This is a genomic window from Nonomuraea sp. NPDC049758 (assembly GCF_040674635.1).
In the GTDB taxonomy this organism is placed as follows: domain Bacteria; phylum Actinomycetota; class Actinomycetes; order Streptosporangiales; family Streptosporangiaceae; genus Nonomuraea.
The window spans coordinates 37,931-60,876 of record NZ_JBFAMZ010000018.1; the positions used below are offsets into that span (position 1 = coordinate 37,931).

The window sequence follows — 22,946 nt, forward strand, 5'->3', positions numbered from 1 at the left end:
AAACCGGCGTTCCTGGGCGTTCTGCGAACGTTCATGACCTCCTCATGCCGTCGCCGCAGCGGAGGGCGGATGGGCCTCTAGCGTCGCCAAGGTCATTTCACACCTTACAGAGCGGAACATCCCGTGCATTGTCGCCATGCCCTGGCAAGTCTGGCCTTCGTTTCCCTGCTCGCCGCTCCGGCGGCCGCCCACGCCTCGACGGCCGGCGGCCCCGGCGTGCTGCCCCAAAAGACCCACTTCGACTTGCAAGCCCACCGCGGCGGCCTCGGCATGACGACGGAGGAGTCACTTGAGGGGTTCACCAAGGCCCTGCGCCTCGGGGTCAGCACTCTTGAGCTGGACACCCATGTGACCGCGGACCTGAAGGTGGTGGTCAACCACGACCGGCAGATCAGCGCCCAGAAGTGCCAGGACACCGCGCCCCTCACCCCCGGGGACCCGATGTTCCCCTACGTCGGCAAGTTCATCAAGGATCTGACCCTGGCCCAGATCAAGACCATGAACTGCGGGTACCGGCAGCTGCCCGGCTTCCCCGAACAGGAGGTGGTCGACGGCTTCCGGATGGTCGAACTCAAGGACGTACTGAACCTCGTCAGGGCTCGCCGGGCCAAGCAGGTCAAGCTGAACATCGAGACCAAGGTCGAAGCGGGCGCGCCGCAGCAGACCGCGCCGCGCGAGCTGTCCGTCCGCCGCGTGTTCGAGGAGATCCGCGCCTCGGGCATTGAGGACCAGATCACCATCCAGTCCTTCGACTGGGGCGCGTTGACGGAGATGCACCGGCTCGCGCCGGAATGGCCGCTGGTGGCCCTGACCAACTACGACTTCCTCCAGGTCGGCAAGCCGGGCGCCTCCCCCTGGCTCGGCGGGATCGACGCCGACGACTTCGGCGGCGACTTCGTCAGCGCAGCCGCCAGCATTCCGGGTGTCACCGCCCTGTCCCCGGTGTACGGCTTTCCCCAGAACGGCACGATCAGCGATCCCGCCTTCCGCTTCTACGTCACCGAGAAGATGGTGTCGGACGCGCACGAGCGCGGTCTGAAGGTCATCCCGTGGACGTGCGACGATCCGGCCACCATCGCGGCCCTCATCGACATGGGCATCGACGGCATCATCACCGACTACCCGGACCGGGTCCGGCAGATCATGGCCGAGCGCGGCATGCGCCTGCCCAAGTCCTACGCCAAGTAATCGTCGGCCGCCCTTCAGCGGCCTCTCATAAGCACGTGGCTCGCCCGAGGCTTTGTTGGGCCGTCGTGCCGGTCCGCGGCCGGCGTGGAGAACCCCCGTCGGCCGCGCCCTCACTCTCCGAATATCTCCTTGTGGAGAAGTTGGGACGTCTCGGCGTGGTCGTTTCCCGCCGCGGCGTCGATTTCGCGGAGCAGTTCGCCGAGGAGTGGCGTGCCCGCCCGCCGGGAGGATGTCCGCAGGACAGCTACACCTGGGAGAAAGGGATCGTCCGTGAATCGTGCACTGATCGCCTCGCAGAAGGACTTCTGCGAGGGCGGCAGGGTTCCGGTGAAGGGTGGCGCGGATCGGGCCGCCGCCATCACCGAACTCGATGGGCAGTACGCCTTCGTCGTCGCCACCCGCGACCACCACATCGATCCGGGCGCTCATTTCTCCGACAACCCCGACTTCCAGGACGGTAGCGAGGGAGGGGGGAGTTCCATCCGGAGTTCGCGCACGCCGTCGCCTCCGGGCGCGTCGACGAGGTGTTCTTCAAGGGCGCTCACTCCGCCTCCAAGAGCGGTTTCGAGGGCTTGACCGAGGAAGGCGAGACGGCTGAAGGCCCGTGACGTCACCGACCTCGATGTCGTCGGCATCGCGACCGACCACTGCGTGAAGGCCACCGCGCTGGACGGAGCGCGCGCGGGCTTCACGGTTCAGGTCCTGCTCGACTACACCGCCGACACCACGCGCACCGCGTTGGACGAGCTGCGCCGGGCCGGCGTCGCCTTGAGCGGCGAGCCCGTCGTCGCCTGAACGGGCCGGTCCCGCCTGTTCGCCGGCGTGTGGAGCGCACCGACGCTCAGCCTGCTGAAGGTGGTGGCGTCGATGCGCAGGATGTTGGCCAACGTCATGGCGTCAGCGTGGTCGGACTTGGCGCGGGCGACGGTGTGGCGTTCGCGGTAGCGGGCCAGGGCCGGCGGGTTGATCGCATACACCTTGCGCCCGGTCGTAGGTGGCCTGTCGTCAACAGCGCTGTGACGAAGGACATTCGAGGGTTGTGAGCCCTGATCAGCGCCCTTCCTGAGGGTGAAGTCAGCGGGAGCGCCGGCGGGCGGCGGGGGCTCATGCAAGGCCCGAAGGAGATCATCGTCCACAAGTCCGTGCCGGGCACCGCGCGAGAACCCTCTGAACGGCTGCTGGTTCGCGGCGTGTGCCCCTCGGCCCGAATACCCGTGCCGGACGCTGCGGATGGCCGCCGCGCCGGACCGGTTCGACTATCCGGGCCACCGAACGGAGTGGTTGTGAGCGGCATCGTCCTCGGCCGAGGACGTCTGTCGATTGCGCCGGGTCGGGACGGACCCGCGCGACGAGGACACCTTCCCCGAAATCGGGTGGGATGAGGGCCTGGTGGTGGGGGCGGAGGTGAACCGTGGCGCCGCCAAGAGCGCGGCCACGGTGGCGCGATGTGGGTTGAGCCCTAATTGGTCCGGGCCGTCCTGGCGGCCTGCTCGATCTTCGCGCAGTAGGCAGCACGGGCTTCCTCGTCGATCTGCTCCTCGTATTCGGCGCGCGACCCGGTCCGGCCGTCGAGGCCCTCGCGCAGGATGTCGGCGTGCCCGGCATGCCGGGTGGACTCGCCGAGGACATGAACCATGATGGCGAACAGGTTCATGTGCCAGGCCAGCGTTGACTCCGGCCACCACGGCAGGTCGGCGGGCGTCGTATTCGGACAAGCCGTCGAGTTTCCAGAGCAGCGCCTTGCGGTCCCGTCGCAGTCTCTCGTGCAGGTTGTCTTTCGCGAAATCGTCAATCATGGGTCACGATCCTGCCAGGTGCGCCGATGGGCTCAGGGACGCGCTGATGCCTCTCGACTGGACGATCGCGGCCGCCCTGGACGCCACCGGTACCCTCGCTGAGCCGTCCTTCCGGGCGGTATCTTCGCAGGTCATCTCTGACAGCCGCGGCTCCGGACCCCTACGTCGCCCGGCGCTGGACGGCTGGAGGCCGTGGACGCGCGCGCCAAGCTTCCATCCAATATGTTAACCGTGGTTGCTGTTTCTATCAGAGAGGTACGTGTGTGGCCGAGTCCGACGAGCTGGAATCGCTCATCTCTCAGGGGCGCAAACATGGGGTGCGCAAGCGGGTCATCCTGCTGCAGGCGGCCCGGCTGTTCGTGGAGCGTGGTTACGCCGACACCGGGATCGACGACATCGGGGCCGCGGTGGGCATCTCCGGGCCCGCGGTCTACCGGCACTTCCCCGGCAAGCAGGCCATCCTCCTCGCCCTGATCGAGCTGTCGCTGCAACGCCTTCAGGAGGGGACGCAAGCCGCGCTGGCCGACCGGGACCGGGACCCGAAGGAGGCGCTGATCGCCCTGGTGGACTGGTTCTCCCGGTCGTCCGTCGAGAACCGGAGTCTGACTCTGATCATGCAGGCCGAGCTGCTGTGGCTGCCGGAGCAGGATCGGCGGCGACTCAACCGCCAGATGCGGCAGATCCGTGAGGAGTGGGTCGGACTGCTGATCGAGGTACGGCCGGAGCTGTCGGACCTCGCGGCGCGGATCGCCGTCACCTCCGTCATGGGGATGGTGACGGCGGTGCTCGCCGCCCGGCTGAGCAATGACGTCCGGGCGCTGAGCGTGCACCTGCGGGCCCAGATGCTCGCCGTCCTGCATGTGCCGGCTGGACTGTGACGGCTCTGGATCAAGCAAAAAGTTAACGCGTATATACTTTTTGCTGTGGGAGGGCGCTGTGGGAGCGGACTCGGCGCACGGTCCGTGAGCGCTCGTCCTCGTACGGGACGTCGTAGCGCCAGTCGTCGCCACTGGTGCGAGCCAGAACGAGGGGCAGAACATGATGGAACGCATGGTCGAGGCCAACGGGATCCGCCTGTGGTGCGAGACGTTCGGTGACCCGGCCGACCCCGCGCTGCTCCTCGTGATGGGGCTCGGCGCCCGAGGCGCCACCTGGCCCGATGAGCTCTGCCGCCTTCTCCAGAAGGAAGGCCGGTACGTCATCCGCTACGACAACCGCGACACCGGGCTGTCCGGCTGCGTGGATTACGAGGCCAACCCGTACACCATGATCGACCTCGCCCAGGACGCGATCGGCCTGCTCGACGGCTTGGGCATCGCCACGGCGGACGTGGTCGGCGCGTCGATGGGCGGCATGATCGCCCAGGAGATCGCGCTCGAACACGCTGACCGCCTGCGCAGCCTGACGATCATCATGTCAAGTGCCGAGCCCCTCGACCCCGCGACCAACACCTTCCGGGGCACGGTACGCGATCCACGACTGGCCGCCTGGGACGCCGAACAGATCGCCAACCCGCCCAGCACCCGGGAGGAGCACGTCGAATCGCATCTCAAGCTGGCCCGCATTCTCGCCGGACAGCTGGCGGCGTTCGACGAGGCGGCCACGCGCGCGATCATCGAGCGGGAGATCGAGAACGCCACCGATGCGGGCCACGCCTCGAAGAACCACATCCTCGCGGCCTTCGCCTCCCGCGACCGTTCCGGGCTGGTCGGCTCGATCACCGCTCCGACTCTGGTGATTCACGGCTCGGACGATCCCATGGCGCCCTTCGCTCACGGCCAGGCCCTGGCGGCGGCGATTCCCGGCAGCGAGTTCCTGCCCATCGAGGGAATGGGGCACGGGTTCCCGCCGCCGGTGATCCCTCGGATCTCCGCCGCGATCCTCCGGCACACCGGGCGATAGCCGACAACCGCCGATCGCGGTGAGCCGCCCACGCATACTGGACGTGGTGGACTTCGGCCGCAATCCCGACAGGCCGGAGTTCGGTGAGTACGGCGTGCTCTTCGTGCGCCATGGCGAGGCGCAGAAGGGCTCGCCGCCCAAACGGCGCGGTGTGCTGACCGTCCGGCCATGGGCGGAGATCTTGGAGCGGTGGGACACCGAGGTCCGGCCTCTGTTCAGCACCGCCGAGGCGGGCGCGCTCCGGCCCGCCGAGCGCGGCCCGCGGATCGGTTTCTGCCCGATCAACATCCGCTTCGCCGCCTATCGTGACGCGCTCGGCCTGGACCGGGCGCTGGACTTCCCGGTCGCCGAGTTCTGCTGCATCAAGGGTGATCGAGCTTGGTTCCGATGGAGCGATGAGCCGTTCGCCACGGTAGCCGGCGTTGCTGACCCGCCCGGAAGCACTACCGGCTCTGTCCCCCCGCAGAGGACGCCTGAGCGACCCCGCCCTCGACTGCGCAGAGCCACCTTGCGTCCGGTCGCGCCAACCCGAGCGGTGGGCCTGAAAAAGCGCAGCCCAAAAGTCGAGAAGGCCAAATCAAACTCTCCATGCGGCGCCGGTTTCTCTCGAGGCAGGGTGACCGGGCACGCCGTGGTGATCTTGCCAGCGCGTCCGTGCCGTCCGCGCGTTGGACGGCCGGGCGTACCTGACAACGCGGTCCACCATCTCCGCGCTGCCGGAGCCCGCTCACTCGTGCCGTCGACAGGCTGCTCGGCGGCACGCCTCCGGCGCTCACCGGCGAGCAGTGGCGCGAGGTCCTGGCCTTCGCCGTCGCCGCCCAGGAGTCGGCCAGGACGGGCCGCGCGGCCACCCCCGTCGCGGCGGCCGAGCCCAAGGGGTCAGCCGCCAGGTAAGACAGATGTGACATTTCATGCGGGTGGCGCTTCAATGGCTCGATTATGGACGATGCCGAAATGGCGGCGGAGCGGGTGGTCTCGCCCGTCCTCGTCGGCCGGGACGCGGAGCTGCGGCGGCTGCGGGCGGCGGCGCGGCGTCCCCCGGCCGTCGTCATGATCGAGGGCGAGGCCGGCATCGGCAAGACGCGGCTGGTCAGCGAACTGGCCGCCGAGCTGCGTGACCGCCCGCCGCCCGTCGCCGAGCCGCCTGATCGGCCGCCGCTCGTCGGTGGGTGCCCGCAGATTCGGGAGCCGTTCCCGCTCGGGCCCGTCATCGAGGCGTTGCGCGGCGCGGCCGGGAGGCTCCCCGAGGGCGGCCTGTCGCCGGTGACCGGCGCGCTGCGCCCGCTGCTGCCCGAGCTCGCCGCCGTCCTCCCGGCCGAGCCCGGCCCGCTGGACGACCCCGCCGGGCTGCGGCATCGCGTGTTCCGCGGGCTCGCGGAGCTGCTCGCCGCGGTCGGCCGGGCCGTCCTGGTGCTGGAGGATCTGCACTGGGCCGACGAGCAGACGGTCGAGTTCCTCGGCTACCTGCTCGCCGACCCGCCGCCCGGGCTCGTCCTCGTGCTCACGTTCCGCGGTGAGGAGGCTGGTCCCGGGCTGCGGGCGCTCACCGCGCGGTTACGTCCTGAGCTCGCCCATGCCCACCTCGTGCTGGCCCCGCTGGACGCCGCCCGGACGAACGAGCTGACGGCCTCGATCCTGGGCACCGCGCAGGTGTCGGACGAGTTCGCCGCCTACCTGTGCGAGCGGACGTCGGGCCTGCCGTACGCCATCCAGGAGCTGGTCGCGCTGCTGCGGGCCCGCGGCGTCCTGGTCCAGCGCGGTACCAGGTGGGCGCGCAAGACGCTCGACGAGCTGGGCGTACCGGCCGGGGTGCGCGACTCCGTACTGGAACGGGTGCGCGGCCTGAGCGCGAACGCGCAGGCGGTGGCGGAGGCCGCGGCGGTGCTGCGGGTGGCCGTGCCGGTGCCCGATCTCGTGGCCACCTGCCGCGTACCGGAGCAGGACGCCCACGAGGGCCTGGACGAGCTCCTCGACCGCGGCCTGTTCGCCGAGCACGCCGGCACGGCGGGTTTCAGGCACGCGCTGGCCGTCCAGGCGGTGTACGGGAGCATCCCGCTGCCCAGACGCCAGGACCTGCACGTCCGCGCGGCCAAGGCGGTGGCGCGGCAGAAGCCCACGCCGCTCGGCCAGATCGCCCACCACCACCGTCACGCCGGCCAGCACGACGCGTGGGTGGACGCCGCGGAGAAGGCGGCCGACCGGGCCGTGGCCCTCGCCAACGACGCGGAGGCCGAACGCCTGCTGGAGGCGGTCCTGCGGCACGCGCCCCTCGACCCGGAACGCGAGGGCAGGCTCGCGGCGAAACTGGGCTGGGCGGGCGGTTACGCGCTGGGCGCCGACGAGCTCATCGGCCTGCTGCGCGCCGCCGCCGCCCGCCAGCCGCCCGGACCGGTGCGCGGCGAGCTGAACTACCTCATCGGACTGAAGCTGGAGGCCGGGGGCGCCGCGCCGGAGCTCACCCGCGAGGCCATGATCGAGGCGGTCGCCGATCTCGCCGACCGCCCCGTGCTGGCCGCGTACGCGATGGTGGGCCTGGGCATGCCGAGAACCCCCGGCGTCCCGCTCGCCGAGCACCTGCGCTGGCTCGACCTGGCGCTCGAACGGCTGCCCGAGATCGCGGAGCCCGAGCGGCGCATCTCCGTGCTCGGCAAGGTCGCCATGGTGCTGACCCTCGTCGGCGACCCGCGCGGGGCGAGCCTGACCGGGCAGGTCGTGGCGCGGACCGGCGGCCGTCCGACGAACCGGTGGGAGGTGGTGGCCTACGACTCGATCGGCGAGGTCGCCTGCCTGGCCGGGCATCACGACACCGCGTACCGCCTGCTGGACGCCGCGCTGGCCGAGGCGGCCGAGCACGACGTCACCGGCCTGATCGAGTCCAGGTGCCGGCTGAACCTGGCGACTCTGGCGTACTGCCGGGGTTCCTGGGACGGCGTGGCGGACGAGCTCGAAGCCTTGCGGGTGCGTTTCGCCGACCTGCCCAGTTACCGTCTCACCGCGGACACCGTGTCCGGCTGCCTGGCCCTCGCGCGCGGGTGGGCCGACGCCGCGCGGCTCGACGACCTGGTGCGCGCGAACCTGGAGACGGGCGCGGCCGACGTGCTCGCGCTGCCGGTGAGCGCGCTGCTGCGGCTGGCCGTCGCACAGGACCGGGCCGGGGAGGCCGTGGCGCGTACCGGCGAGGCGTTCTCGTTGTGGGCGGCCAAGGGGTTGTGGCCGGTGGGTGTTCGGGCGGTTCCCGCGCTGGTCGAAGCCCTGGTGGGGCTGGGCAGGGTCGAGGAGGCCGGGGAGCTGGTGTCACGTCTCGAAGGCGAGCTCGCCGCGCTGGACGCGCCGCTCGCGCGGGCGGCGCTCGGCCACGCGTGGGGCTTCCTGTCCGCCGACGCCGTGCGCTTCACGGACGCGGCGGCGTCGTACGAACGGCTGGGGGCGCCGTACGAGGCGGCGCAGGCGCGCGAGCACGCGGCCGGGCTGCTGCTCACCGCCGGTGACGAGCGGGGGGCGTCGATGCTGGAGGCCGCCCTGCACGCGTACGGCGGGCTCGGCGCCGCCTGGGACCTCGACCGGGCGGGCCGGCTGAGCAGGCGCTGGGGCCTGCCCGTACCGGCCCGGCATCGCGGCGGCCCGCGCGGTTACGGGTCCGCGCTCTCTCCCAGGGAGGACGCGGTGGCCAGGCTGGCCGCCACCGGCCTGACCAACAAGGAGATCGCCAAGGAGCTGTTCCTGTCGGCCAAGACCGTGGACAAGCACCTGGGGTCGGCCATGCGCAAGCTGGGCCTGCGCTCCCGCGCGGGGCTGGCGCACCGCCTCGACGCCTGACTATTGGGGTGTTTGCCCCATAGGTAGCCCTCTGTCGCTCCTGTGACGCTAGGCGCATGCCCGAAGAGCCCGATCCGAAGGACGAGCAGGACACATCCGAGCCCGAGGCCGAACCCGAGGCCGAACTCGAAGAGGGCTGGGTCGACGTATGAGGAGAGAGGCAGAACCCCCGATGCCAACCACCAGAAGGCGGCCGTGGCCGCGCGTGTCAGCGGGCGCGGCCGTAGCGGCACTGGCCGTGGGCCTGCTCACCCCGGCGACGGCCCTCGCCGCGCCCGCCGAGGGCGGCCCAGGCGTCGTCACGCTCCCCGGCGCCGCCGGGGGCGAATGGAACCTCACCCTGATCACCGGCGACACCGTCCGCCTCACCAGGGACGGCGACGGGCGCTACACCGCGACCCCCGAGGCCGTCCGCCGCCCCGACGGCCACACCCCGCTGTTCCGCAGCGAGGCCGGCCCCGAGGGGGTCTTCGTGATCCCCGACGACGCCCAGCCCGCCCTCGACGCGGGCCTCCTGGACCTCAAGCTGTTCGACGTCCGCTATCTGGCCGAGAACGGCTACGCCGACGGCACGGCCGACCGCCTGCCGCTGATCGTCCAATACCAGGGCGCCCAGAAGAGCACCGCCCGCGCCCTGCCCGACAGCACCGCCACCCGGTCGCTGCCGAGCATCCACGGCGCCGCGCTCACGGTCGACAAGGCGAAGGCGGACGACTTCTGGGCCACCCTGCGCGACTCGGCCAGGGGCAGGACGAAGCTGGCCGGCGGCGTCGGCAAGGTCTGGCTGGACGCCAAGGTCAAGGCGGACCTGGCCGAGAGCGTGCCGCTGATCGGCGCCCCCGAGGCGTGGAAGGCCGGCTTCGACGGCTCCGGCACGACGGTCGCCGTGCTGGACACCGGCGTCGACGCCACCCACCCCGACCTGGCCGGCCGGATCGCCGACAGCCGCAGCTTCGTCGAGGGCCAGGAGGTGACCGACCACCACGGCCACGGCACCCACGTCGCCGCGACCGTGGGGGGCTCGGGCGCGGGCTCGGACGCCACGCGCAAGGGCGTCGCCCCCGGCGCCAGGCTCGTCATCGGCAAGGTGCTGGGCGACTCGGGCTCGGGCGACACCTCCGACATCATCGCCGGCATGGAGTGGGCCGCCACCGAGCAGAAGGCGAAGATCGTCTCGATGAGCCTCGGCGGCAACCCCACCGACGGCACCGACCCGCTGTCCCAGTCCGTCAACGACCTGAGCGCCTCGACGGGCGCGCTGTTCGTGGTCGCCGCGGGCAACGACGGCCCCGGCAAGGAGACGATCGGCGCGCCCGGCGCCGCCGCGTCCGCGCTGACGGTCGCCGCCACCGACAAGTCCGACCAGCTCGCGAACTTCTCCAGCCGCGGGCCGAGGGCCGTGGACGGCGCGCTCAAGCCGGACATCGCCGCCCCGGGCGTGGGCATCGTCGCCGCCCGTGCCGCCGGAACCTCCCTGGGCGGCCCGGTCGACGCCCTCTACACCAGCCTGAACGGCACCTCGATGGCGACCCCGCACGTCGCGGGCGCGGCCGCGCTGCTGGCCCAGGAACATCCGTCCTGGGACGGCCAGCGGCTCAAGGCGGTGCTGATGTCGACCGCCAAGGACGCCGGATACTCCGCCTACGAGCAGGGCGCCGGCCGCGTCGACGTGGCCAGGGCCGTCTCCCAGGCCGTCGTCTCCACCACGCCGAACCTGGACTACGGCGTCATCCCCGTGGACGTGAACGACACCGTGGACAAGACCGTCACCTACGCCAACGACGGCGCCGCCGAGGTGACGCTGACCCTCGCCGCCACCTTGGGCGAGGCCGAGGACGCGCTGACGTTCAGCGCCCCGTCGGTGACCGTCCCGGCGGGCGGCACCGCGTCCGTCACCGTCACCCTGCGCCCGGACGGCCTGCCCAAGGGCGGCTACACCGGCGCCGTGGTGGCCACAGGCCCGTCCGGCACGCACGTCAGGACCCCGGTGGGGCTGCGCCGAGGGCCCAAGAAGGTGCCGCTGACCGTGCACCTCATCGACAGGTACGGCAACCCGCCCTCGCCGGTGGTGAGCTGGGTGGACGCGAGCGCGGTCGACGTCCCCGACACCTACGGCGTCAGCTCGGGCGAGTTCGTCAGCGACGGCGTCTACCGCTACATGGTCGAGCCGGGCACCTACAGCGTCCAGGCCGGCGTCCAGCACAACACGACCGACAGCGGGCCTCCTCCGGTCGCCCAGCTGTACGACCCCGAGGTGGTCGTGCCGGAGGAGGGCGCCGAGATCACCCTCGACGCCCGCAAAGCCGTGCTCCTGCGCGTCCAGACGCCCAAGCCGATCGACTGGCGGCACGCCAGAGGCACCTTCTCCTTCGTGCGCACGGCCTGGGACGGCACCCCGCTGTCGTCCGGGAACATGGGCGCCCTCGGCATGAACGACTGGTACATCAGCCCCACCAAGAAGGTCACCAAGGGGAAGCTGCTGTTCTCGGTGCAGGCCACGGCCGCCAACCCGCAACTGGCCGTGCGCGCCGTGTCCCCGCGGAAGTACGCGATCGACGCCAGAACCTATGAGTACTTCGACCGTGGGCTGAGCTTCGACCTCGGCTGGGACATCCCGTTCCCGGCCGGCACCCGCCGCTACGACCTCGCGTACGTCGGCGGCGGCGCGAACCCGCAGGGCGGCCTGAGCGGCAAGCTCGCGCTGATGACGATCGACCCCGATGACACCTGCGTCATCGAGCTCGAGCGCCTCCAGGCGCTGAAGGCCGCGGGCGTCGCCGGGGTCGTGCTCTTCGCCGACCGCGTGTACCCCGGCTGCTCGATCCCCGCCCCGCCCAGCGGGGACGAAAAGCCGGAACTGCCGGTGATTCAGATCTTCAAGGCCGTCGGCGAGCAGCTCCGCGCCCAGCTCGCGACCGGCCCGGTCACGCTGGAGATCGCCAGCCACCCGATCATCGACTACACCTACCAGCTCCTGAAGTACGAGGACGGCAGGGTCCCCGACCCCGTCTACCGCTTCACGGACAGCGGCCTGCGGGCCGTGGACACCGCGTACCACACGCCGATGAGCCTCGACAACCAGATGGAGATCTGGCACAGCCGCAAGCCGCTGGAACGGGTCACGTTCTCGACGGCCTTCCACTTCGCCGCCCCCTCCAGGCGGATGGAGTACTTCAGCCTGTCCGGCGCGGACACGCTGCGCGAGGGGACCGTCAGCGGCACCGACACGAAGACCTGGGGACTGGATACGACGATCGAGAAGCCCGGCAGGGAGACCAGGCGCTGGGGCACCGGCCCGGCCACCCCGGGCGTCATGGTGGTCCCGGAGGTCCCCGGCGTCGAGCAGAAGGTGTTGTGCGCGATGTGCCGGCGCGGCGACACGTTCCTGCCCGCCTACACCTTCGTGACCGGCGACGGACGGCTGGCCATGACCGGCGGCAGCGTCAACACCAACGCGAAGCTGTTCAGGGACGGCAAGGAGATCCCGCGCGTCGCCGGCGCCGCGTTCCCGATGTTCACGCTGGCCAAGGAGGAGGGCGTCTACCGGCTCGAACAGAGCGGCTCGGGCTCCGTCAACGCCTGGACCTTCCACTCCAGGGCCCGCGACGAGGACACCGTCCCGCCCACGGCCGACTGCCACCCGACCATGGGCTCGTCCGGGTCGTGCAACCCGCAGCCGCTGGTGTTCGTCGGCTACGACCTGCGTGACACCCAGGCCCTGGACACCTCCGTACGGGCCGGTGGCCGGCACACGTTCCAGATCGACGTGACCCACTCCCCGTCGGCCGAGCGGATGCCGGCCGTCGCGGGGCTGAAGCTGGCCTACAGCACCGACGACGGCCGGACCTGGAAGGACGCCAAGGTCCGCCGGGTGGGTACCGGCGTCTACACCACCACACTCACCTACCCCGCCCTCGCGGACACGAAGGGCGCCGTAACGCTCAAGGCCGAAGCCTGGGACACCGAAGGCAACAAGGTCGAACAGACCACCACCCGCGCCTTCCCCTTGCGCTGACACGGGCGGGAGCTGGACGGGTTCGCCTCCGGCCCGGGCGCGCCATCCTACGGCGCGCCCGGGCTTGCGTTCCCGGCATGCTGTCGTTGGGTGTACGGCCAGTCGGAGGAGATCGCGACCGTGCGGGCTGTGCCTGCGGAATTTCTGTCTGCCGAGCACCGAGTTGCCTACCACCAGGCACCCGCCGGTAGCCCCAGCCAGGGTTCTCCCGAACCGGACGCAGGATGAGGGCACGGATGGAGCGGACCGTGGGTGGGCGGATGAGCTGCCGCAGCCGGCGGGGGACCTCGCGGGGCAGCGAGGTCAGGAGAGCGGCAAGGAAGGCTCGGTCCTTCGTTCGCCCTCTCCCGGTGGTTGGGGGCTCGCGCCGCGACGTGAAGCCTCCAGATGGCCATGACCTGGGCGGATGTAAGCATCGGCAGGCGCAATGTCCCCGTCCCGGAGGTAGGACAGCGCGTCCAGTAGTGCGGGCCGGTCGTCGGTGGCGAGCTTGCCGCCTAGGGGTCCGATTTCCGCCGGATGCATCCTGTCCGGGGCGGACATGATGAGCGCATGATGGTAGAAGCAATGACGAATGACGGTCCGGCTTCCGGGGGCGACGAGGGCAGGAGCTCACTGGCGGTGCTGGAGAGGTTCTACCGGGCGGAAGTCGCCTATATCGCCGCAGGGGGCTTCGGGAAGGCCGACTTCGGCGAGCTTGCCGAGTGCCTGGACCCAGAGGTCGTGATGTACCAGGCGGACTCCCTGCCCTACGGGGGCACCTGGCGCGGACCGAGCGGCATCGAGCAGTTCATGGCCGCCATGAGCGAGGCATGGCAGTCCCTGGAGTTCCTGGAGCAGAAGTATGTGGTCGACGGCGGCAGTGTGGTGGTCTGGAACCGCGGCATCCTGCGCGCCCGCGCCACCGGCCGGGCCTTGGAGACCTCGGTGATGCAGCTGATGACGATCAGGAATGATCGCATCGCCGAGATACACCCGTTCTACCTGGACACTTCTGCGGTCCTGCACGCCCTACGCCCGGACGACGACGTCTAGCTGTTCTGTCCCGTGACGACCTGCTGGTGCGGTTGTGGCGTTCGGCCTTGCCGTTGGTCTGCGGCGGGTAGGGGCGGATGCGCTTGTGGGCGACGCCCGCTTTGGTGAGGGTGTCGCGCCACAGGTGGGTGCGGTAGCAGGAGCCGTTGTCGGTCAGCACCTCGCGCGGCGCCCCGCCCCCGCCCCCCGCCCCCGCCCCCCGCCCCCGCAACGCCTCGACGAAGGCCAGGCGGACAGCCCGGCCGGTGGCCCGCACCAGCGCCTTGGCGATCACACAGAAGCGCGAGTGGTCGTCGACGCCGGTCACCAGCCCGCCGAGCCCCGCCTGTACCGCCGGCACAGCCCGATACCGCTGCTCGACAACGGACATATCGACCAGGGCCATTCCCGGCCTCCTGACGCGCGACGCCGCAACGACGTACGACAGACGGGCCGAAGACAGCACCTGTCACCCATGTCTTGGGATCGACGTGTCAGGCATGTCCCGGGACAGGACAGGGAGGAAAACATGACACAAGGCGTCGGGTTTCGGAGTGATCATCAATGCACCGGTCGGCGCCGATGTGGGTGTGGACCGGGGGCCTCATGGATAGACAAGGACCTGAATGCGCGAAACGCCCGAGGAGTTCAAGGAGCTCAAGGAGCTCCTCGAAGCCTCCCTGTCCCGCTCCACCCCGCACCTCCGCTCGATCGTCACCGCGAACCCCCTGACCGCGGAGCAGATCACCCGAATCGGCACGGCGCGCAGCGCCGCCAAGGCCCGCCACCTGGCCGCCCGTCCCGCCGCCGGCGCCGCACACATGCGCGGTGACGATCTGGGCGTGTTCACGCACGGCACAGTGGAATCCTCACCCCCGAGGACGGGGAGCCGGCGGCGGACCGGCCGTACCTGCTCGCGTACTACTGCCGGCTGCGTAGCCCCAGGCATCGACAAGCTCACCGGGGTGTCCCGGTCTTGATCTGCGGCACGGGCCGACTCTGGACCGGCCACGTGCCGAGGGATCTGGTCGAACGGCCGCGTAGTGGCGGAATCAACGTGTTCGACATGGGCGGGAGTCCGTCCGCCTGTGTTCTGCTGTGTTGCGAGAGGGTGGATCAAGGTTGACTGCGTTCGTACGGGACGTCGCCAGTATGGGGCGAGAGGCCATCGAGGTGGTGGGGGCTCGTACCAACAATCTGCGGGACGTGTCGGTGAGCATCCCCAAGGGGTGGCTCACCGCCTTCACCGGGGTGAGCGGCAGCGGCAAGACCTCGCTGGCCGTCGACACCCTGCACAACGAGGCTCAGCTGCGGTACCTGGAGGGGCTTTCGCCGTTCGTACGGCAGTACATCACCCAGCGCAATCGGCCGAAGGTCGACCGCATCCTGGGACTCGGCGCGACGCTCGCAGTCGACCAGCGCCGCCTGAACCGCAACCCCCGGTCCACGGTCGCGACGATCACCGGCATCGACGGGCATCTGGGGCTGCTGTACTCGCGCCTTCCGGGGATCGGCCCGGACCCGGCGGCGCAGAGCGCCAACGGGCATCTGACGACCGCTCACTTCGACCGCAACACCCCGGAAGGCAGCTGCGCGGACTGTCACGGCGTGGGCGGGCGCTGGCAGGCGCAGGAGGACCTCGTCATCACCCGTCCGGAGCTTCCCCTCTTCGAGGGGGCCTCGCCCTGGTACGCCAAGTGGCGGTCGGGGGAGCACGCGTTCGTGCCGGCGCTCGCCGACAAGCGCGGCGTGGACCTCGGCCTGCCATGGCGGTCGCTGCCGGAGGAGTTCCGCCGCTGCGTGCTGTACGGCACAGGTGAGGAGAAGGTCGAGGCGACCGTCGACATGACCAGCAAGAAGGAGACGGTCTCGGTGACCTACACCTCCAGCCAGCCGCTGCGGGGGGCGCTGGCCGAGGTGGAGCGGGTGTTCTTGAACGCCCAGACCGCCAGCGCCAAGCAGCGCTACCTGCCGTACATGCGCAAGCAGCCGTGCGGCACCTGCAGCGGCAGCGGGTACGACCAGGTGGCCCGGTCCGTGCGGCTCGGCGGGCTGACCTTTCCCGACCTGCTCCAGGTGGACGTACGGGAGGTGCGCGGCTGGGCCGAGCGGGTGGCCGGCGACCTGGACGCCCGGCAACGCGAGGTGGGTGAGCCGCTGCTGCAGGACCTGGGCCGCAGACTCGGGATCCTCGACCGCCTCGGCCTGGCCCATCTCCAGCTGTCCCGGAGCGCGGCGACACTGTCCGGGGGCGAGTTGCAGCGAACCCGGCTCGCCGCGCAGCTCAGCACCGAGCTGAGCGGCATCGTCTTCGTCCTGGACGAGCCCGGGACCGGGCTGCATCCGGCGGACAAGGCGCACCTGCTCGACATCGCCCTGGAGCTGCGCGAGGCCGGCAACACGGTGCTCCTGGTCGAGCACGACCCCGAACTGATCGCCCGGGCCGACTGGGTGATCGACATGGGGCCCGGCGCGGGCCGCCTCGGCGGTGAGATCCTGGTGTCGGGGCTTCCCGCCGACGCGGCCGCCCACCCCACGTCACTGACCGGACGCTACCTGGCCGGTGAGGGGCCACGGCTGCGCCGGACCCGCCGTCCGGCCGGGGCTGACACCGGCTGGGTGGAGCTGCACGGCCTGCGTGCGCACAACGTGACCGCAGACGTGGTGCGTTTCCCCGCCGGCCGGCTCACCTGCCTGACCGGGGTGAGCGGCAGCGGCAAGAGCAGCCTGCTCGGCGCGCTCGCGGCGAGCGTGGAGGCCGCTTTGAACGGGACGGCGATCGACACCGTGCGACAGGTGACCGGCCTGGAGGGGTTCGACTGGGTCGCCGTCGTCGATCAGGAACCGCTCGGGCGCACGCCGCGATCCAACCCGGCCACCTACAGCAAGGCGTTCGACGTCGTCCGTAAGCTGTTCGCGGGTACCGACATGGCACGCGCACGTGGGGTCAATGCGTCCTGGTTCAGCTTCAACACCGCGGGCGGTGGCCGCTGCGAACCCTGCACCGGTTATGGCCGCAAGCTGGTCGACATGCACTTCCTGCCGGATGTGTGGGTGGTCTGCGACGCATGCCAGGGGCGGCGCTACACGCCGGAGGCCTTGGAGATCAAGTACCAGGGACTGGCCATCGATCAGGTGCTGGAGCTGACCGTCGCCGAGGCGGTGGAGCAGTTCTCCGAACCCCGGCAACTCGCCGAGACCCTGGAAGCCTTGAACCAGGTCGGGCTCGGCTATCTGCAGCTCGGCCAGAGCGCCACAGAGTTGTCCGGCGGCGAGGCGCAGCGGCTGAAGCTGGCGTCCGCCATCCAGCGCGGCGCCGCGGGCCGCAAAGCCGGTCTTGTCGTTCTCGACGAACCCGTCTCGGGCCTGCACCCCTCTGACATCCAGCGGGTGGTCGATGCGTTCGACGTGTTGCTCGACTCGGGCAACACCGTCGTCGTGGCCGAACATGACATCCCCGTCGCCGCGTCCGCGGACTGGGTGATCGACCTGGGGCCGGGGGCCGGTCCGGACGGGGGCGCGGTGGTCGCGGAGGGCACCCCGGACGCCGTCGCAACCGCGAACACCCCGACCGCCGGCTTCCTCCGACGGTACGCGGCGGGCCTGCCGCTCCTGGAAGGGCCGCGGCCCGGGTTCGTGTCACCAGCCGCACAGTAGTCGCGAGGGACACCAGAACTGATCTTGCCCACCGCCGTCGCCGGCCCCAGGGGCGCGAACGTGTCAGACGGCCGGGCGGCCGCAGGTGACGTCCTCACCGGGCAGGACACCGTCGACCAGGTAGCTGGTGACCTTGGTGTCGACGCAGGCGCTGCCCGCCGCGAGGTAGACGCCGTGGCGGAAGGCGTCGTTCAATGTGATCATGCGGGAGCCGGTCAGCGCCCGGTGCATGGCCTGCTGGCCCGGATAGGGCGTCGCGGGGTCGCCGGTCGCGCCGACGACCAACGCCGGTACGGAGTTGCCGATCCTCGTGGCCGCTTCAAGCGGCTTGACCGGCCAGAACGCGCACGGGGAGATGTTGCGGACGAGCGGTCCGAACAGTGGTTCGGCGGTGCGGTGCCGCTGGATGTCGCGGTAGTAGGTCGCCGGGTCGCGGGGTGCGGCCCGGTCACCGCACAGGATCGCCGTGCCCGCCCGGTCCGAGGCCTCTCCGGAACCGGTGAACAGGCCGTCGAGGAATTCCTTCAGCGAGGCGGGCGGCGGTGTCTCGCCGCCGCGGCTCAGCGCCCGCGCCTCCTCGGCGAGGACGGCATAGGACTGCGGGCCGTCGCTGTAGAGGCGTGCGAACAGCCAGTACGGCACGACATGGGCATCGACGCGGTATGCGCCGATCTTCACGGGATGCCGGTTGATCTTCTCTACGGTCGCCAGGACGGCGTCACGTGTCCCGCCCAGCCCGTACTCCTTGTCGTGTGAGGCGGCCCAGGACGCCCAGCGCCGCAGCGCGGCGTCCATCGCGGGGGCGGCGCGGGAGAACATGCGCGGGCCGTACACCTGCGGGTCGACGGCGCTGTCGAGCACCACCCGGTCGGCCCGCGAGCCGAACATCTGCAGGTAGGTCGCACCCAGGTAGGTGCCGTAGGAGTAACCGAGGTAGGACAGCTTCTGCTCGCCGAGCGCGGCCCGGATCACGTCCATGTCGCGTGCGGTGTTCCTGGTCGTGGCGTACGGCAGGGTCTGGAGATTGCCCTCGGCGCAGCCCGCCGCCAGCTGTTCGGCGAGGCGCACCCCCTCATCGAAGGTGCGCCGGTCGGGTCCCGCCGAGCGGAGGAAGGTGTCGGTCTGCCACCGGCAGCTGATCGGTGTGCTGCGGCCGACGAATCGGGGGTCCATGCCCACCAGGTCGTAACGGGCCGCGACCTCGGGCATCTCCTTGCCCAGGAGGGGCATCGGGAGGCCGGCGCCTCCCGGCCCGCCGGGGTTGAGCAGCAGGACGCCGCGGCGCCGGGCGGAGTCGGTGGCCTTGATCCGGGAGAGCGCGATGGAGAGGGTCCGCCCCTGCGGTCTGCGGTAGTCCATCGGGACCAGGACGGTGGCGCATCGAGCACCGGCGGCGTCCATCTGTTCGCCCATCTGATCGCCGGGTCCGGTTGCGCAGGCGCCCCAGGTGATCGTCTGATGGTGGAAGCGGTCCAGGGGGGTGGCCGCCTGCGCCGGTCCTGCGGCGCCCAATCCGATTCCGGCCGTGAGTGCCACTGCGGCAGCCGTTCCACTCTTGATGAGGAGCATGCGTCGTTCCTTGGTGAAGGGGTTGTTTCGTGCGGATCCGGCGCGCGTCGGATTTCGACGCTCCGGTAGTGATGTGTCCGGTCTCAGGGGCGCCCCCTGTTGATCACTGATCGCCGGCTGTATCCAAACTAGGGGCCTGAGCAGCCCCCGGACATCGTGCGGAAGGTCGATCCGGGCCCTGCCACCGGCACACCAACCGCCCGCTTCTCTGCAACTGCTGCCCTAACGACGACTCCTCCCAAAGGAGGACAAAGCGGGTCGCGCTGGCGGCTACCTTCGTCTCATGAACGTGGTGCGACGATGGGGCCGCTGGTGGCGCGGCCTGCCGGTGATGGTCGCCGACAGCCTCCTGGCCGGTGTGTCGACCGCGCTGGCGGTGACGCAGGCCGCCCTGTCCGCCCATGACCCGGTCGTGCTGGCGTACCTGCTGGCGGTGCTCACCAGCGCGCCGCTGGTGCTGCGCAGGCGCCACCCCATCCTCGTCCTCGCGGTGATCACGGTGGGCCTGATCGGCTGCGGCCTGGCCGGCTACCCCAACGGATTCCAGGCCCCGCCGGTGCTGGTCAGCCTCTACACCGTCGCGGCCTACCGCCGGGCGGGCTACCGTGACGGCGTCCTGGCCCTGGTGTTGATGGCGGGCATCCTCGTTCCCGACCTCATCAGGTCCGGGCTGACCTTCGCGATCGTCAAGAGCCTGGTCGAGAACGCGCTTCAGCTCGGCGCGGCCTGGGCCATCGGGGAGGGGGTGCGCAGCCGCCGGCTGCGCCACCAGGACCTCATCGAGCACGCCCGCCACCTGGAGATCGAACGCGAGGAGAAAGCCCTGCGAGCGGTCGCCGAAGAACGCGTGCGCATCGCCAGGGAACTGCACGACGTGGTCGCCCACCACCTGTCGGTCGTCTCGATCCAGTCCGGCGCCGGCGGCCGCCTGATCGACACCGAGCCCGACGCCGCACGCGAGGCATTCACCGCGATCGCCGCCACCACCCGCGAGGCACTGGCCGAACTCCGGAACATGCTGTCGGTCCTGCGCCTCACGTCCGACACCGGCGAGGACTCCTACGCCCCGCAGCCGGGGCTGGCCCAGCTGGACACGCTGCTGGAACGCTCCCGCCTGTCCGGCCTGTCGATCCGGCGGGAAACCTCCGGTCAGGTACGCCCGCTGCCGCCCGGCGTGGACCGGTGCCTGTACCGCATCACCCAGGAATCATTGACCAACGTGCTCAAACACGCCCCACACGCCGACGTGACCCTCACCCTGACCTACCAGCCCGCCGCGGTCACGCTGCAGGTCGGCAACAGCGGCCCGGCCACCACCGGGCACAGCGCCGACGGGCACGGCCTGATCGGCATGCGCGAACGAGCCACCCTCTACGGCGGCACCCTCACCGCCGGCCCACGTACGGACGGCGGCTTCACCGTGACCGCGCACCTGCCTGCCTCCCCGCTCGCCGAGCCCGCTCTCGCCACGGCCCACCCGCGGCAGAGCGCACCACGACCCGGGGCGCCCCGATGACCGGCCCCGACACCGACCGCGGGACCATCCGCGTCCTGGTCGTCGACGACCAGGCCCTGGTCCGCGCGGGCCTGGTCGCCCTCCTCCGCACCGACGCCGCCCTCGCGGTCGTCGGCGAGGCCGCCGACGGCCACGAAGCCATCGCCCAGGCCGCGGCGACCGCCCCGGACGTCATCCTGATGGACATCCGCATGCCCAACCTGGACGGCGTCGCCGCCACGCGCCACATCCTCGCCCACGCCGCCGGCCCGGCACCGAAGATCCTCATCCTGACCACCTTCGACCTGGACGAACACGTCTTCGCCGCCCTGCGCGCCGGCGCCTCGGGATTTCTGCTCAAGGACACCCCCGCCGACCAGATGCTGGCCGCGATCGCCACGGTCGCCCGCGGCGAGGTGCTGCTGGCGCCCAGTGTCACCCGGCGCCTGGTCCACCATTTCGTCACCGCGCCCGAACCCGACCGGCGCCGGCCCGAGGAACTCGCCCGGCTCACCAGCCAGGAAACCGCCGTGCTCCACCTGGTCGGCCAGGGCCTGACCAACCAGCAGATCGCCACCCGCCTGAACATCGCCGAGGCCACCGTCAAATCCCACCTGGGCCGCCTCATGACCAAGCTCAAGCTGTCCAGCCGCGCCCAAGCCGTGGTCATCGCATACGAGACCGGCTTGATCGTCCCTGGAGCCGCAGATCGAGGTCGCCGGTGACCACAAGACCTCTAACCGACCGGTGGACAAGCGAGAGCCACGCCCGGCGATGGTCCCACTTGTCGCTCTGGTCGCACGGCGAATCGTTCTATGCCAGTTCTACGAAGGTGGGATTGGTGTAGCACCAGAGGTCGTGCCAGGGGTTCTCGTTGCGGCCTGTGTCCGCCGCCGGCTCCATCCCGCCGGGAGCGCTGCGCCTGCCGTCGGTGCCGCGCAGCCGGAAGTAGAACGGTTCGCGCACGTCGCGGAACTTGTAGTGGAACTGGGCGACCCGGCCCTTGCCCTTCGGCATGAACGACTCGACCACACGCACGTCCGGGGCGGTGAAGACGTCGGGGTCGGCAGCCGGCCCGGTGATCGCACCGCGGATCAGATCCAGGCGGGCGAGCCGGGGGATCTCTTCATTGGCGTTGGGACGGCCGGCGAGATCGACGGAAATGGTGATGGTGACGTCGTCGCCGCGCCGCACCGACAGCCGTCCGCCGAATGTGGCCGGGGCGTTGCCGGGGGCGTGCGCGTCGACGTGCAGCCCGTCGATGAGGCCGCCCATCGACACCCAGGATCGCCCGGCCTTGATCGCCTCCATGACCGCGCCATAGCTGCGTGAGGTCGCCCCCACAACCGTGCGGCTGAACTGACCGGGCCAGAAGTCGGCGTGCCGCAGCGGGACGCCGCCGTCGACGGGATCGGGGTATCTACCGTGCTGGTCGTACCAGTCAGCAGGTCGGGAGGGCTCGACGGTCGTGTCACCGTTGTAGAAGTGGCCGTCGGAGTTGGCGGTGATCCACCAGCCCTTGCCCTCGGCGAGCATCGAGTCCCACATGCCGCCCAGGATTCCGGTCATGGAGTCGAAGCCGCCGTACGTCGGGTAGTGTTCCGGCCGCCAGCCGGCCCAGGAGTCGGCGTCGGCGGTGTTGTTGAAGTCGCCGCGGGCCCTGGGCTCGTTCTGGGCGCCAGGCGCGCCCTCCATGCCGACTGCGATGTTCGGCGCCTTGTCGCGATAGGTGCGCAGGTCACGCGGGGAGTACCTGCCGCGCCGCATCACGTGGTTGATCAGGAACAGCGCGGAACTCGCCGAACCCGTGCGCAGCGCGGTCTCCAGCCAGGCGAGCGCCTCCAGCGCCTTGGCCTCGTTCGCCGGGCTGCCGGCGCCGGTGCCGTTGATCCTGGAGTCGAAGAGCCGCTCGAACGCGCGCAGCAGTTGGATCTCGTCGCGAGCACCGTCGAAGAACACCGTGGCGTGCTCGCCTCCCGGAACGTTCCATTCGAGCCCCTGCCACAACAGCAGCTCAGGGTGCTTGGCCCGGGAGGTGACGATGTCGGCATAGGTGGACTCGACCGCGAACTTCTCGTGCGCGGCGTGCCCGTGGTCGGTGATGACCAGCCAGTCCAGGCCGTGCTTGAGAGCGCCCGCAGCCTGCTGCTCAATGGTGTACATGCCGTCGTAGCTGTACTGCGTATGAACGTGATGGTCGCCGGCCAGCCAGTGGAGCCCGCGGGAGCCTCTGCTGGTTGCGGCGGCGGGACGCGTGGTCAGCCCTCCCAGAGCGGTGACGGCGAGACTGCTGATGCCGAGCAGCCCACTGTTCAGCAGAAAGCGGCGCCGACCGAGGTCGGCGGGCGACAGTTCGGTCTCTGAGACCGACAAGTCGGCGAACGCAGCCGTTCCTTCCGGTGCGCTGTGGGAGTGTGCATGGGTGCGGCACATGGGACATACCTCTCATCTGGAATACCTGGTGCGTCGTTCTCGGGTGGCCCATGAGCTTGCG

General features: G+C 70.7%; 14 protein-coding genes and 2 pseudogenes. 11 read left to right on the top strand and 5 right to left on the bottom strand.

Going from position 1 to position 22,946, the window contains the following annotated elements; all coding sequences use genetic code 11:
- The first annotated feature begins 123 nt into the window (after nt 1–123).
- Nucleotides 124–1,188 carry a glycerophosphodiester phosphodiesterase family protein gene (locus AB0J46_RS37180; protein ID WP_364338924.1) on the top strand — a complete coding sequence of 355 codons (1,065 nt, stop codon included), beginning with the start codon at nt 124–126 and terminating at the stop codon, nt 1,186–1,188.
- 270 nt (nt 1,189–1,458) lie between these two features.
- Nucleotides 1,459–1,983: pseudogene (locus tag AB0J46_RS37185) on the top strand (isochorismatase family protein).
- Here the strand turns inward: AB0J46_RS37185 and AB0J46_RS37190 are convergent.
- Nucleotides 1,899–2,165, bottom strand: coding sequence for a hypothetical protein (locus AB0J46_RS37190; RefSeq protein ID WP_364339317.1), 267 nt, complete (start codon nt 2,163–2,165; stop codon nt 1,899–1,901). The pseudogene AB0J46_RS37185 and the gene AB0J46_RS37190 overlap by 85 nt on opposite strands.
- A 482-nt stretch (nt 2,166–2,647) precedes the next feature.
- Nucleotides 2,648–2,842, bottom strand: coding sequence for a DUF664 domain-containing protein (locus AB0J46_RS37195; protein WP_364338926.1), 195 nt, complete (start codon nt 2,840–2,842; stop codon nt 2,648–2,650).
- A 405-nt stretch (nt 2,843–3,247) separates the two neighbouring features.
- On the opposite strand from AB0J46_RS37195, the gene AB0J46_RS37200 reads away from it, so the two are divergent.
- The 5 genes from AB0J46_RS37200 to AB0J46_RS37220 all read left to right on the top strand — a co-directional run bounded on the left by AB0J46_RS37200 (nt 3,248) and on the right by AB0J46_RS37220 (nt 13,752).
- Nucleotides 3,248–3,862, top strand: a complete 615-nt coding sequence (locus AB0J46_RS37200) for a TetR/AcrR family transcriptional regulator (protein WP_364338928.1) — start codon at nt 3,248–3,250, stop codon at nt 3,860–3,862.
- A 160-nt stretch (nt 3,863–4,022) separates the two neighbouring features.
- A complete protein-coding gene (locus tag AB0J46_RS37205) occupies nt 4,023–4,886 on the top strand; it encodes an alpha/beta fold hydrolase (RefSeq protein WP_364338930.1) in 864 nt (287 codons plus the stop codon).
- Nucleotides 4,887–5,825: 939 nt separating this feature from the next.
- Nucleotides 5,826–8,702 carry an AAA family ATPase gene (locus AB0J46_RS37210; RefSeq protein WP_364338932.1) on the top strand — a complete coding sequence of 959 codons (2,877 nt, stop codon included), beginning with the start codon at nt 5,826–5,828 and terminating at the stop codon, nt 8,700–8,702.
- A gap of 172 nt (nt 8,703–8,874) precedes the next feature.
- Nucleotides 8,875–12,717 carry a S8 family serine peptidase gene (locus AB0J46_RS37215; protein ID WP_364338934.1) on the top strand — a complete coding sequence of 1,281 codons (3,843 nt, stop codon included), beginning with the start codon at nt 8,875–8,877 and terminating at the stop codon, nt 12,715–12,717.
- Between the two features lie 552 nt (nt 12,718–13,269).
- Entirely contained in the window at nt 13,270–13,752 is a 483-nt protein-coding gene (locus tag AB0J46_RS37220; RefSeq protein ID WP_364338936.1) for a nuclear transport factor 2 family protein, read from the top strand.
- Between the two features lie 25 nt (nt 13,753–13,777).
- On the opposite strand, the pseudogene AB0J46_RS37225 reads toward AB0J46_RS37220, so the two are convergent.
- Nucleotides 13,778–14,137: pseudogene (locus tag AB0J46_RS37225) on the bottom strand (DDE-type integrase/transposase/recombinase); the annotation flags it as partial.
- 220 nt (nt 14,138–14,357) lie between these two features.
- Here AB0J46_RS37225 and AB0J46_RS37230 point away from each other — a divergent pair.
- Both AB0J46_RS37230 and AB0J46_RS37235 read left to right on the top strand, forming a co-directional pair.
- Entirely contained in the window at nt 14,358–14,711 is a 354-nt protein-coding gene (locus AB0J46_RS37230; RefSeq protein ID WP_364338938.1) for a hypothetical protein, read from the top strand.
- A gap of 172 nt (nt 14,712–14,883) precedes the next feature.
- Nucleotides 14,884–17,388 (top strand): excinuclease ABC subunit UvrA, encoded by a 2,505-nt coding sequence (locus AB0J46_RS37235; RefSeq protein WP_364338940.1) that lies wholly within the window; start codon nt 14,884–14,886, stop codon nt 17,386–17,388.
- Nucleotides 17,389–17,451: 63 nt separating this feature from the next.
- Here the strand turns inward: AB0J46_RS37235 and AB0J46_RS37240 are convergent, their stop codons facing one another.
- Complete coding sequence (locus AB0J46_RS37240) at nt 17,452–18,801, bottom strand: alpha/beta hydrolase (RefSeq protein ID WP_364338942.1); 1,350 nt, start codon at nt 18,799–18,801, stop codon at nt 17,452–17,454.
- Nucleotides 18,802–19,240: 439 nt separating this feature from the next.
- On the opposite strand from AB0J46_RS37240, the gene AB0J46_RS37245 reads away from it, so the two are divergent.
- Together AB0J46_RS37245 and AB0J46_RS37250 are read left to right on the top strand one after the other, a co-directional pair.
- Nucleotides 19,241–20,473, top strand: a complete 1,233-nt coding sequence (locus AB0J46_RS37245; RefSeq protein ID WP_364338944.1) for a sensor histidine kinase — start codon at nt 19,241–19,243, stop codon at nt 20,471–20,473.
- Nucleotides 20,470–21,177, top strand: a complete 708-nt coding sequence (locus tag AB0J46_RS37250; protein WP_364338946.1) for a response regulator transcription factor — start codon at nt 20,470–20,472, stop codon at nt 21,175–21,177. The genes AB0J46_RS37245 and AB0J46_RS37250 overlap by 4 nt, the downstream gene beginning before the upstream one ends.
- 88 nt (nt 21,178–21,265) lie before the next feature.
- On the opposite strand, the gene AB0J46_RS37255 is transcribed toward AB0J46_RS37250, so the two are convergent.
- Entirely contained in the window at nt 21,266–22,825 is a 1,560-nt protein-coding gene (locus AB0J46_RS37255; RefSeq protein WP_364338948.1) for a PHP domain-containing protein, read from the bottom strand.
- Between the last annotated feature and the right edge of the window lie 121 nt (nt 22,826–22,946).